A 12,413-nucleotide genomic window follows, 5' to 3' on the forward strand; every position below is an offset into this window, starting at 1 on the left:
ATCACGACGCCGGTCCGTTGCTCGAGTCCCGGGAATCGCACGCCGCGTTCAGCATTCGTCCGGTGCGGGCACTCCTTGCAGACGTTGATCCAGCCAGGTGATCAGTCCGGGCCAGCCGGTGTCCCCCGCCAGGAAGTGCTCGCCGGGGACGTCGCGATAGATCGCGGTCACGCCCAGGGCGCACTGCTGGCGGTACAGCTCCCGGGCTCCCGCGGCGGGGATCCAGAAATCCTGGGCGCCGTTGTACACCAGCAGCGGCATGGTCGATCTGCGCGCGGAGATGTCGGTGGCCTCGAACACCTTCTGCGCCACCGCACTGTGCAGCGGATCGGCGATGTTGGCGGCGATATCGATCGGTGGCGTGATCACCCCCGGCACCTCGATCAGGTTCATGCACACGTTCTTCAGCGGTGAGGTGGTCACCTGCTGTGCCAGGTTGTTCATCGAGGTGAGCACCTCGGGATGTTCGCGCCCGATACCGAATACCGCAGCCATGAAGACGCCGGTCGCGAGATTGGCGTTCATCGTGGTCGAGAGCATGCGATAGTCCGCGGGCACGCCGCCGACCGCCGCACCGACCGCCGAGGACGCCAATTCCGGTGCGTACTCGGACAACAGCACCGCCGCGGCCCGCGTCGCGATCGCGCCGCCGGAGTACCCCGTCATCGCGAACCGGCTCGAGCCGAATTCGGCCGGAAGCAGTTTGCGCGCACCGCGAATGGCGTCCAGTACCGCATGACCGGCCACATACGGCTCCGCGTAGGCCATATCCGGGCCCTCGTGGTCGGGGATCAGCACCGCGTAGCCGCGCAGTACGGCCAGCTGGGTCAGCGGCGGGAAGAAGTCCGCACTGTTGGTGTTGGCCGAATACCCGTGCGCCAGCGTGTAACTCGGCGTGCACTGCCGACCGAGACCGTCGATCGCCAGATTGTTCACCAGCATCGGGCGATCCCCGGGTCCGGTCCACGCTCGGGCGGGCAGCACCAGCGAGGCCGTCGCGAAGGAGGGCTCACCGTGCGCACCGGTGGTGCGGAATTTCAGCTGCAGCACCTGGCGCACCGGCGCCGTCAGCAGCGGTGCGGCCGTCGCGGTGACATCGCGCGTCTCCACGACGTCGCCGGGCGCCAGACTCGCCAGTCCCGCCGGACGCGCATCGAACATCGGGTCGCCGATGTCCGACGGCAGTACCGCGGCCCGCAGACTCGCCGGATCCGTTGCAGGGGCCGGAGACCGGGTTTGCGCAGACGCTTTCGGAACCGTCGTCGCGGGCTGCGCGATGTCCGGACGGGGCACCACCGCGTCGATCCACTGCTGCAGATCAGGAATGCTCAGCCCGTGCGGCACCGGAATCGACGGTAACGCAGGAGGATTCGGCGCGGGCGGCTGCGCCCGCGCGACAGCGGCGATACCGCCGCAGGAGACGACGACAGCCAGAACGACGACACACCGAGCCCACACGAGCCACCCCGCAATCCACGACGCGTACCGAAACGACGGCGGTGGCACCAGCTCCAACCCCGTGCCACCGCCGCGAATTATGCAGTTGATCGTATCGCTCCCCATACCGGAGAAGCCGGGGGGTTTTCGACACCGTGACCGGATCGGATCCGGAAACGTATGCGGGAATAGTTCCGCCGCGGAACTCGTTGAAGACGGCGGCACATGCCCGTCGCACGCGAAAAAATGACCCGACAGCGGCGGTAACGCTGTGTCACCATGAGGACGATGTAACAACCGCCTCGGCCGTCCACGACCGGGGCGCGACTTTCGGCGAATACGGAAAGGAGGTGGCCGATGTCTTCGATGAATACCGTTGTCCCGCAGATGTTCTGCGTGTACCCGGCGCGGTTGTCGAATACCCCGTCGCGTGATGCGCACAAGGGGATCGCGCTCGGCCGCCTCCCCATCGCGGCCTGACCGCCCCACTCCCCGATCCCGATCCGAAATCCGCATTTTCACGAAACATGGTGACGCCCATGCCATCCCGCCGTGCCGCTGCCGCGGCCCTCGACTCGGACAACTGGATACACACCGAAGTGCTGGTGCTCAACGCCTCCTACGAGGCGCTCACCGAGATCGGCGCCGACCGCGCCGTGGTGCTGCTGATCAGCGACGCCGCGGAGATCGTCGTCGAACGTGCACCCCGGTTCCCGATCCGCTCGCAGCGCATGGAAATCGCACTGCCGGAAACGATTCGGCTGCGGCGCTACGTCTACCTCGAGCATCGGGTGCTGGTGCACGACGAGAGCCGTGCCACGCTCGCGGGCGTGCTGCGGCGCGACGAGCACCGGTGCGGGTACTGCGCCGGATGGGCCCGGACCGTCGACCACGTCCTCCCGCGCAGCCGGGGCGGCCCGAACACCTGGTCCAACCTGATCGCCGCGTGCTCGGACTGCAACACCCGCAAGGCCGATCGCACGCCCGCCGAAGCGGGCATGCGACTGCTGTGGGAGCCCAAGGCGCCCAGCGACCTGGCCCGCGCACAGCGCCGGGTCTGGAAGAACCTCACCACGACCCACCTGACGACCACCACCACATAGCGACACGAGGAGTTACGCCATGACCAACGCAGTGCAGGAGCCGACCCTGATCGACCTGTTCCCGCTCTCGGATGCCAAGGACTGGCGGGCCGCCGCCTGCCGAGGTGATCCGAACCACGACGCCTGGTTCCCGTACCCGTCGCAGGACTTCGCATACGCACGCGGAATCTGCGCCGGATGCCCGATCCGGCGCACCTGCGGCGACTTCGCCACCCGTACCGGCCAGTCCGGTGTCTGGGGTGGTCACGAGTACGACCGCGGCCGCATGATCCGGGAGTGAGGGCCCCGCCCCGGCATCACCCGATGCCGGGGTTGTGGCCTGCGCCACTGCCCGTCGGAGCATGCTCGGGCGCGCGGAGCGGCGGATATCGCGTGACCATACACTGAGCGTCGTGGGTACACATCGCAGCATCGGCGGATCGCGTGGCATCAGCAAAGGTTTGGTTATTTCCGTGGTAGCCGTGTTGTTACTCGTAGTGGCCGTCATCGGCTGGTTCTGGCTCGGCCGGCACTCCGCCGACCAGAATCGCAACGCCGCCGCCGAATGCGTCGAAGGCCCCGCAACCCTGGCAGTCACCGTCGATCCGGCCGTATCCGGGCCGGTCCGGGCCGCTGCGGACCGATTCAACGCCACCAAACCCCACGTGCGCGACCACTGCGTCACCATCGCGGTGAACACCCAATCCTCCGCGGCCATGGTCACGGGCTTCACCGCCAAGTCCTGGGACACCAAACTCGGCGCACCCCCCGCCCTGTGGATTCCGGACTCCTCGCGCTCGGTGCAATCCATGCGCATTCCGGGTGTGATCGAGGGCACTCCCGAACCCGTCGCGGTCAGCCCGATCGTGCTGGCCGTACCGGAGCAGCTGCGCCAGGCGCTCACCACCGCCAAGACCGCGTGGTCCGATCTGCCCACACTGCAGCAGGGCCCGATGAGCAAACTCGGGCTCGGCAGCTGGGGCGGGCTGCGGATGGCCCTGCCGAGCGGAGACGGCGCTCTCGCCGCGGCCACCTCCGTCGGCGCCGCGGTATCGGGCTCGGATCCGCTCACCGACGATTCCGCGCATTCCGGGCAGGTGATCTCGGCGATCTCCCGCCTGGCCCAGGACGCACCGCAGTCCGCCGATGCGGCCAGCGCGATGAACACCATCGCGACCTCCGCCGGCAACGTCTCCGCCGCGCCCATCCACGCCGTTGCGGTTACCGAGCAGCAACTCAAAGCCAATGGGGGCCTTGCCGAATACCGTCCCGCCGGGGCCGCACCGGTCGCCGACTTTCCGGCCGCACTCCTGACCGGTTCGTGGGTGGATCAGACTCAGCAGGTGGTCGCCGGAATGTTCGCCGACTATCTGCGCGCCCCGGCACAGCAGCCGCTGTTCACCGCCGCCGGATTCGGCGCCGCCCCACCGCAGCCCGCGCAGGTTCCGGCCAAATCCGTACTGGACCAGGTTCATTCGGTCCTGGCCAACCCGGTGCTCGGCGTGCAGTCCACGGTGCTGATCGACACCTCCGCGGCGATGGCCGCCAACGACGGCTCGATGACGCGGCTGAACAACACCATCGGAGCCGTCGAGTCCACCCTGGACACCATGCCCGCCGACTTCGGCGTGGGCGTGTGGACCTACGCCGGTGAGACCGGCGGCAATCCCTACCGGATCGTCTCCAAGACCGGGCCGCTGACCGACCAGCATCGTTCCGAACTGGCTCAGGCACTGGGCAATATCTCGGTCACCAGTGCCCAGTCGGACCACACCTACCCGGCGCTGGAGGCGGCCTACAAGAGCGCGGTGAGCGGATACGCCTCGGGCCGAACCAATTCCGTCCTGCTGATCACCGGCGGCCCGAACGACAACTCCTCGGTCACCGGCCAGCAGCTGATCTCCGACCTCACCGCCGACACCGCCCACCACGTCCGCGTCGACGTCATCGTCATCGGCGGCCAGGGCGCGACGACCCTGCAAACCCTCGCCCAGAAGACCGGCGGCACCTACACGAAGGTCACCACCTCCGACGACCTGTCCTTCGGCACCGCGGTCAACAAGGCCCTCACCACCCCCTGACCATCGATGTGTCGTCGCCGGTGACCACCGCCCCGGGCACATCCGCCGACGAGACGTCGGGCCAGGCGGGTCAGGGTGCGGCTCCGGACAACGCGTGCGTGCGATAGAAGTCGAGATGTGCGCGGGCCGCGGCATCCCAGGTGTGCGCGGCCGCGAGCGCGAACCCCGTTGCGGCGCGGGCCGAATCGGCGACCAGGGCCTCGGCCAGTCGATCCGCGAGGTCGGCGACGTCCACGGCATAGCCGACGGTGTCGCCGAACACTTCCCGAAGCACCGGTAGATCACGTGCCACCACGGGACGGCGAGCGGCGAGCGCCTCCATCGCGGCCAGGCCGAATCCCTCCTGCACGGACGGGAAGGCGAAGACGTCGCAGGCAGCGACCAGCGCGGGCAGATCGTCGTCGGCGACGGAACCAAGTACTACCGGTTCGATCCCGAATTCGGCACGGCGGCGGTCGAATTCCGCGCGATAGTCGCGGTAGTCGAACAGGGTCTCGCCACCGGCGAAGACCAGGGCCAGGTCCGGGCGACGCCGACGCAGCAGCCGATATGCCTCGAGCAGATCGATACTGCCCTTGCGTGGTTCGATCCCGCCGACGGCGAGAACGTAGGGCCCCAGGCGATCTCGCCACCGCTGCCGGGCCGCGGTGGCCCGCGGCGTCGACGCGGCGGCCGCGGCGAACCGGTCGGCCCGCACCCCGTTCGCAATCACCGTCGGCTCGAATCCCCACCCGGCCCGCACCTCGTCCGCGACCGCCCGCGATACGCAGATCCGCGCGTACGGTGTGACGATCGCCCGCTCGTGACACTGCGCCAGCACCGGAGTGGTGAAGTGATCGAGATGGTGGATCGTGCGCACGCATCGGCCGACCGCGTTCGCACTGATGCAGTCCTGCGCGTGCACCACGTCGTATTCGGCGGCGGAGAAATTGTCCCGCAGCGCCTCGATGGAGCGGACGATCCGGTCTTCGACCTGCTCACCCGGCACCTCCGGGAACGGCACCAGCCGCAGTCGCACCCGGTCGTCCACCGCGCGGAAGAACCCCTGGTCACCACCGCGCGCCAGCGACCAGACCGTCACCTCCACACCGAGATCGGTCAGCGCCTCGGCCAGGTTCAGGGTGTGCACCACACCACCGCGCGGTTTGGTGGAATAGGTCAGCAGGGCCACTCGCACGGCATGCCTCCTCCTGGCTCAGCGGTGAATCACCTGGTGCGAGAGGGTGATTCGAGCAGATACGTATCGGTCCGGCGCTCGGCGAGGTGGTCGAGAACCCGGCGCGCCCGGACTATCTCGGCCTCGACGTCGACAGTCGCCACGGCCAGCCCGCCCTTGGATCTGGTGGTGGCGAGAATGTCGCCGCCCGGACCGACCACCTTCGCCTGGCCGAGGAACCGCAGCTCGCCCTGCACCCCGGTCTGATTCGAGGACACCACGAAGACCTGGTTCTCGGCGGCTCGTGCGCAGTCGTACAGGTCGAACAGCCGGGACTGACGGTCCGCGGGCAGCCGCGCCGAGCGATCGGTGACGCTGGCGGGCCAGGCCGACAGCGCCGCGATGACGGTCGCGCCGTCGAGGGCGAGGGACCGCGCCGACTCCGGAAAGGTCTTGTCGTAGTCGATCAACATCCCGAGCCGACCGACCGGGGTGTCGAACGCGCCGAAGACGTCCCCCGCCGCATACGCCAGATGCTCCCCGGCGGGCTGATGAACCTTGCGGTGGGTGCCCAGGACTCCGTCCCCGGACAGACAGACCGCGGTGTTGTACCGCAGGTCACCGGCCGCTTCGGCATATCCGACGCATACCGTCACCGGACCGGCCGCCGCGATCAGGGCGGCGATCTGCGGACTGTTCGGATCGAGTGCCGGGGGCAGGTCGTCCAGCGCCGGACTGCGCAGGTCGCCGAGGTATCCGCCGAGCGCCGCGTCCGGGAACACCAGCAGGTCGACGCCGTCGCGCACGGCGGCCTCGATCAGCCCCAGCGCCTTGTCCAGCCCGCGTTCCAGATCGCGGCCGAAGTGGCCCGCGACCGCGCCCAGTGTCACCATCGTCATATCCGCACTCCTCGTCCGGCAGCGTCGTCCGACCGACTCCCGTCGATCATCCTGCCCCACCATTGCGCTCCGCCGTTCACTCCTCCAGCAGCGTCGACGGCCCGGCGGTCGATCATCCGGCCGGGTCAGGCCGCACCGAGACCGGTCACGCCGGAGTCGAGTGCCACCGTGATCGTTCCGTCCGGCCAGCGGAACCGGACGCCCGGTTCCGCGGTCAGCCGTCCGCACGGCGCGGCGGCGAGCGGGGCCGGAATCGTGTGCACGGGTTCGGGATCGGCGACGATCATGGCGAACCCGGGGAAGCACCCGAGCCACGCGCCCATCGAGGCCCCGGCGGGCCGCGGGATCGCCGCGATGTCGAGTTCGGCCCCGGTGCCGGAGGCCTCGGCGAGCATGCCCAGTGTTCCGGCCAGGCCCGCCATGCTGACATCCTTCGCCGCCGCCGGACGCAGCCGCCCGATCACCTCCGCCATACCCCGCAGCTCGCCGCCGCCGCGCCGACTCGTACTGTCCCACTGCCGATCTCGGTATCCCGGCCGCCACTCACCGCCGAGGTCGGCGATCAGCGAGACCCGGTCCCCGACTTTTCCGCCGCCCGCCCGCACCGGCGCAGGCGTCGTCCCGAGCGCGGTGACCGCCAACGCCGCCGGTACGCCGAGTTGGGTATGCCCGCCCAGGACCGGCACGTCCCAGGCGTCGGCGGCCCTGGCCAGACCGCGCACGATCCGGTCCAGGTGCCCCGCGGTGGGTGCGGCCACCGCATCGAGCAGACCGACCGGGCGCGCACCCATGGCCGTGAGGTCGTTGACGTTCACCAGCACCGAACACCAACCCGCCCACTCCGGATCGCGTTCGACCATCGACGGCAGAATCGCATCGCACGCCGCGATCACGTCCGTCCCCGGCACCGGGGCGCCGTCGTCACCCCGGAAACCCTTGGGGCCCAGTCCATCCGGGTGCCGCAGCAGCGGTGTGAGCAGCGTCCCCAGCGGGGCCTTGGTGGCCTCGACCGCTCGCCGCACGAGCCCCACCGGCCACCGCATGCGGCGATGCGCGCGGCCGCCGACGACCGGCCCGGGACCGGTTTCGTCCCAACCCAGATGCCGGAACAGGGCCACGTGACGGTCCTGCACGGTGGCATCGAAACGCAGCGCACCGGCCGATTCGACGTGCGCGCACGCCGCACGCACCAGTGCCGCACCGATTCCCCGGGCGTGCCGGGTGTCCACGACCGCGAGCCTGCTCCCCGACCACCAGCCGATATCCGCTCCGGTGGCCGGGTCGCGGTGTGAGACCAGCCGGACTCCGCCGAGCACCACACCGTCCGGTGCCACCGCGACGAGGGTGATCGTCTGTGGGTCGGCATCGAACTCGTCGAGATCCGATCGCGGGAAAAGCCGCTGCCGCTCGACGAATTCGCGGTGACGCAGACGCAGATGGTCCCGCCGGGTGCGTGCGTCCGCCACGGTGACGAGGAATTCGGGTCGCCGGGCGGGCGGCTCCCCCGCCAGGATCGACAGAGCCGCAGTGGGCGCTGCCGAGACAGCCGAATACGAAGTGCCGTCGAGCATGTCAGGCTCCCATCACCTGAAGCAGGCTGCACGCTCCGCAGGCCGCGCAGCCCGCCTGCTGTGCGGATCCACGCATTCCGATGCGCAGCAGGTGATCCGCCACCGCGCGGGTCACCCGTTCCAGCACCGCCGGATCCGGCGCCGTCGCCCGGTCGACGTCGACGGCCAGGGTGCCCGCGTGCGGACGGAAGGGCACCACGAACGGATACACCCCCGAGTCCGCCAATTTGATTGCCCCGGAGATCAATTCGTCCGGATCCTCACCGAGGCCGACCAGCAGATAGGTCGACACCCGGTTGCGTCCGAACACCCGGACCGCCTCGCTCCAGGCCCGGCGGTACTCGGCCAGTGGCACGGTCGCCTTGCCCGGCATCCACCGCCGCCGCACCGCGTCGTCGAGCGACTCGACATGGATACCGATGGCATCGGCCCCCGCAGCGCGCAGGTCGGTCAGGACCGACAGATCCGCGGGCGGCTCGCACTGCACCTGAATCGGCAGATCCGGAACCGCCGCCCGCACCGCGCGCACGCATCGGGCCAGATGACGCGCCCCGCGATCCGGACCCGCCGAAGTGCCGGTCGTCATGACCATCTGGGTCACGCCGTCCAGATCGACTGCGGCACGGGCGACTTCGGCGAGTTCAACGGGTTGCTTGACCGCGGTGGTGGCTCCGGCACGCAGCGATGCCTCGATCGAGCAGAATCGGCAGCGCTGATCCTCCCGGTATCGGATGCAGGTCTGCAGCACCGTGGTCGCGAGCACGCTGCGGCCGTGCAGCTTCGCGATCTTCTCGTAGGGCACGCCGGTGGCCGTGGTCCGATCGTAGAACCGCGGCCGTTCCACGGCGGTAACCTCGACGCCGGTATCGGTGCCGTCGAACAACACCCGGTCTCCGTCGAAGACGTACGGGCTGTCCGGATTTCGCGGCACCGCGGCGGGCAGACCGTCGATCAGCAGGTGACCGTCGTCGCTCGGCCCGGCGCCTCCGGTGCGGTGCACCGGTGGCGTGCCGCGAATGCCGATGAGCGTCAGATCCACTCGGGTCGAGGGGGTGTTCACAATCGAACTCCGTTCTCGGGCAGGGCATCCGGCACCGTTGCCGAGGACAGCGTGGTGACGACGGACTCGGCTACGTGTCGCGCATCCCGGTCGATGCCCAGGAAACGTCCCGAACCCCAGGTGTGCATCCAGGGCAGACCGACGAAGCTCAACCCGGGCACCTCGGTGATGCCGCGGGTCTGCATCGGACGACCGCCTCCGTCGAATGCGCTCGCCTCGATCCAGCGGTAGTCGGGCCGATACCCGATGGCCCACACGATGCTTCGCACTCCCGCCGCGGCCAGATCGAGCCCGGTCGGATCCGCGGCGGGAGCCCAGACCGGCTCGTAGCGGGACCGCGGCGGCGCGTCGATCCCGGTGTCCTCGATGTAGCGATCGATATCCGAGCAGATCGAGTTGTACACCGAATCGGCCCGATCGAGTGCCGCGGTCAGCGAGGGAGCGAATGCCAGCTCGGTGTCCTTGCCGCCGATGAGCGTGCCGTACAACGTCATTCCCTCGACGGCGAAGCGGCGCAGATCCACGTCCCGGCCGCCGTCGCGGCCGGTGACGTAGTGGTTGGTCTTCTCCTGTGCCGCTTTACCGCCCGGATACTGCTGGGCGGGTGTGTCGTACACGCCCATGTCGGCGAGCCAGGTCATGCAGTCGCGGCCACGGTAGCGCCGCGCCACCCGCGGTGCGCCGCCGACGGCGAGGTGCACCGACCGCCCCGCCAGATGCAGATCCTCGGCGATCTGCGCACCGGACTGCCCGGTGCCGACCACCAGCACGGCTCCGTCGGGCAACTGCTCCGGATTGCGGTACTGCTCCGAATGCAGCTGCGCGACAGCGGGATCGATCGCTGCGGCGAACGGCGGCAGGATCGGCAGCGGATATCCGCCGGTCGCCACGACCACCTGTGCGCAGCGGAGCGACTCGACACCGGACGCCGATTCCAGCGTCAGTTCGAAACCGTCTGCAGTACAACGTAATCGACTGACCTTGGTATGCGTGCGCAGTGGCGGATCGAAGGTGTCCAGCCATCCGGCCAGCCAATCCACCACCTCGTCCCGGGTCATGAAACCGTCCGGATCGCCGCCCTCGTAGCCGTAGCCGGGCAGTCGGCAGTGCCAGTTCGGCGTGACGAGTGTGAAATTGTCCCAACGAGTGTCGGCCCAGGCGTGCATGGGCGTCCCGGATTCGACCACCAGATGCTCGATCCCGGCCCGGCCCAGATACCAGCTGACCGACAGTCCGGCCTGCCCCGCGCCCACCACCACGACCGGAGCGTGATTCGCCGCCGTGGTCATGACGGCGCCTTCTCGGGCAGCGGCGGTTCCAGTGCCACGATCTCCACCAACGCGTCCGCCGGGAAAGCGCTTGCGGCGAACCGGATCTGCTCCGCGGTGGCCCGAGCCGAGGTGCAGGCGAACCCGAACTTCGCCCGCACCCGCTCGGTCGCGTGGTCCAGTGCGGTGACGGACCGGTGCACGAAGTCGCCGACGGTGTATTGCGTTCCGGCCGTGAGGAAGTCGTGAACGACCAGGCTCGGCGAGTAGTAGCCCACCGGTGCGCCCTCGGGCCACCGGACGGTGAACGTCATTTCAGGCATGCGCGATCTCCCGCCACGCAGCGGCTGCGGTGTCGTCGGCGACCAGCGGTCCGTATACGTCGGGCCGCCGATCCCGCAGGTGGAACATCCCCGCTCGCATGGCCGTGAACGTGCCTTCCACATCGACCTCGGCGACCGCCAGTCCGCTGTCGAGGGCGGTCGTGGCCAGGACGTTGCCGCCCGGGTCGACGATCTTGGCATTGCCCACGTATCGCAGCGAACCGAAGCTGCCCGACTGATTCGAGGCCACCCAGAACACCTGATTGTCCAATGCCCGAGCGGTATCGAACAGATTGAACCGGTAGGTCCACCGGTCGTCCTGCAGATTCTCCGCGGTGGCGGTGCGGGCCGCCGGCCATGCCGACAGACTGGCTATGATCTCCGCTCCGCCCAGCGCCATCATGCGCGCGGCTTCGGGAAATGCCTTGTCGTAGCAGATCTGCAAGCCGATCCGCCCGACCGGCGTATCGAAGATGCCGTAACCGTCACCGGCCGCATAGGACATGTTCTCGCCCAATGGCTGATGCACCTTGCGGTAGCTGCCGTAGATCCGTTCTCCGTCCAGCAGAACCGCCGCGTTGTACCGGGTTTCGCCGTCCTCGCCGAGTTCGCAGAAACCGATCGCGACGATCACGTCACCGGCTATTTCGCGGACCCGGGCGAGTTCGGGGCCGTCGAGCCGGATCGCCGGGGGCAGTGAGCGTGTCGTGGTCTTGACGGTATCGCCGTGATTGCCCAGGCTGGACAGATAGCCGCCGATCGCGGCCTCGGGAAAGACCAGGAAATCCACACCGCGACGCCTGGCCCGCGTGACGAAATCGGCGATGGTGGCGAAATTCTGTTCCAGATCCCGGGTGAAATTGGCGGCAACCGATCCGATGGTGACCATGTTGTACCTCGTTACCGAAGAAATGCGGGATCACACCATGTAGGTGGAATTGATGATGGCGCCCTTGCGCGCGTAGTGGATGACCGCATCCTGCACGTCCAGCGGATGCGCCGGAACGACACCGGTGATCAGATCCTCTTCGCGAGCACCGTGCAGGGCCAGGCCGAATCGGCAGCAGAACACCGTGCCACCTTCGGCGATGAAGGTCGCCAACGCGTCGTTGATATTCTGCTCACCGGGGAATCCGGAATCACCGGTCTTCGGAAATCCTCGGGTGGCGAGGCAGTTCAGCGCACCCGGTCCGTAGAAATAGATCGCCGACTCGAAACCCTTCCGCAGTGCACGGGTGGCCTGCAGAACCGCCACGAACGCCACCGAGGATTCGTGGGCGATACCGTGGACCAGGGTGAAATAGCTCTCCCCGTTCTCGGCCTGGTAGTCGGGGAATATCTTCGTGCCGCCGTACAGATTCGAACCGGCGGGCAGCGACGGGTGCGGAATCTCGGCGAGGGACTTCTCGATATTCTCGGTGATGGTGGCGTCGAATACGGACATGGGGCACTCCCGGAATGGTGGATAACGGCACTACAATTGCCGTCGGGGAATATCGGACCACGCGTCGTTGCGGAGACGAATCCGGACCGCGG

Annotated in this window: 13 protein-coding genes; 4 read left to right on the plus strand and 9 right to left on the minus strand. The window is 68.6% G+C overall.

The genetic code is table 11. The features are described from left to right. Positions 1–48: 48 nt before the first annotated feature. Entirely contained in the window at positions 49–1,344 is a 1,296-nt protein-coding gene (locus tag ON40_RS16165; RefSeq protein WP_245567823.1) for a lipase family protein, read from the minus strand. Between the two features lie 450 nt (positions 1,345–1,794). On the opposite strand from ON40_RS16165, the gene ON40_RS55490 reads away from it, so the two are divergent. The 4 genes from ON40_RS55490 (at position 1,795) to ON40_RS16180 (ending at position 4,600) form a co-directional block, all read left to right on the plus strand. After that, entirely contained in the window at positions 1,795–1,917 is a 123-nt protein-coding gene (locus ON40_RS55490; RefSeq protein WP_281033039.1) for a hypothetical protein, read from the plus strand. Positions 1,918–1,976: 59 nt separating this feature from the next. Next, positions 1,977–2,540: an HNH endonuclease gene (locus ON40_RS16170; protein ID WP_040823274.1), complete on the plus strand. Its 564-nt coding sequence runs from the start codon at positions 1,977–1,979 to the stop codon at positions 2,538–2,540. Positions 2,541–2,559: 19 nt separating this feature from the next. Continuing rightward, positions 2,560–2,820, plus strand: coding sequence for a WhiB family transcriptional regulator (locus ON40_RS16175; protein ID WP_040823276.1), 261 nt, complete (start codon positions 2,560–2,562; stop codon positions 2,818–2,820). Positions 2,821–3,001: 181 nt separating this feature from the next. Further along, the gene (locus ON40_RS16180; protein ID WP_245567824.1) at positions 3,002–4,600 is read left to right on the plus strand and encodes a VWA domain-containing protein; all 1,599 of its coding nucleotides are present in this window, start codon (positions 3,002–3,004) and stop codon (positions 4,598–4,600) included. A gap of 70 nt (positions 4,601–4,670) precedes the next feature. Here the strand turns inward: ON40_RS16180 and ON40_RS16185 are convergent, their stop codons facing one another. The 8 genes from ON40_RS16185 to ON40_RS16220 all read right to left on the minus strand — a co-directional run bounded on the left by ON40_RS16185 (position 4,671) and on the right by ON40_RS16220 (position 12,321). After that, on the minus strand, positions 4,671–5,777 hold the full coding sequence (locus tag ON40_RS16185; RefSeq protein WP_040823279.1) for an MSMEG_0565 family glycosyltransferase: 1,107 nt from the start codon (positions 5,775–5,777) through the stop codon (positions 4,671–4,673). Between the two features lie 29 nt (positions 5,778–5,806). After that, positions 5,807–6,655, minus strand: coding sequence for a carbon-nitrogen hydrolase family protein (locus ON40_RS16190; protein ID WP_040823281.1), 849 nt, complete (start codon positions 6,653–6,655; stop codon positions 5,807–5,809). Positions 6,656–6,780: 125 nt separating this feature from the next. Further along, positions 6,781–8,226, minus strand: coding sequence for an MSMEG_0567/sll0787 family protein (locus ON40_RS16195; protein WP_040823283.1), 1,446 nt, complete (start codon positions 8,224–8,226; stop codon positions 6,781–6,783). Position 8,227: 1 nt separating this feature from the next. Further along, a complete protein-coding gene (locus tag ON40_RS16200; protein ID WP_040823285.1) occupies positions 8,228–9,286 on the minus strand; it encodes an MSMEG_0568 family radical SAM protein in 1,059 nt (352 codons plus the stop codon). Beyond that, positions 9,283–10,575 carry an MSMEG_0569 family flavin-dependent oxidoreductase gene (locus ON40_RS16205; protein WP_051193163.1) on the minus strand — a complete coding sequence of 431 codons (1,293 nt, stop codon included), beginning with the start codon at positions 10,573–10,575 and terminating at the stop codon, positions 9,283–9,285. The genes ON40_RS16200 and ON40_RS16205 overlap by 4 nt, the downstream gene beginning before the upstream one ends. After that, the gene (locus ON40_RS16210; protein WP_040823288.1) at positions 10,572–10,877 is read right to left on the minus strand and encodes an MSMEG_0570 family nitrogen starvation response protein; all 306 of its coding nucleotides are present in this window, start codon (positions 10,875–10,877) and stop codon (positions 10,572–10,574) included. The genes ON40_RS16205 and ON40_RS16210 overlap by 4 nt, the downstream gene beginning before the upstream one ends. Further along, the gene (locus ON40_RS16215) at positions 10,870–11,766 is read right to left on the minus strand and encodes a carbon-nitrogen hydrolase family protein (protein ID WP_040823291.1); all 897 of its coding nucleotides are present in this window, start codon (positions 11,764–11,766) and stop codon (positions 10,870–10,872) included. The genes ON40_RS16210 and ON40_RS16215 overlap by 8 nt, the downstream gene beginning before the upstream one ends. A gap of 30 nt (positions 11,767–11,796) precedes the next feature. Further along, positions 11,797–12,321, minus strand: coding sequence for an MSMEG_0572/Sll0783 family nitrogen starvation response protein (locus ON40_RS16220; RefSeq protein WP_040823293.1), 525 nt, complete (start codon positions 12,319–12,321; stop codon positions 11,797–11,799). Positions 12,322–12,413 lie beyond the last annotated feature (92 nt).

The organism is Nocardia jiangxiensis NBRC 101359, assembly GCF_000308615.1.
Taxonomy (GTDB): domain Bacteria; phylum Actinomycetota; class Actinomycetes; order Mycobacteriales; family Mycobacteriaceae; genus Nocardia; species Nocardia jiangxiensis.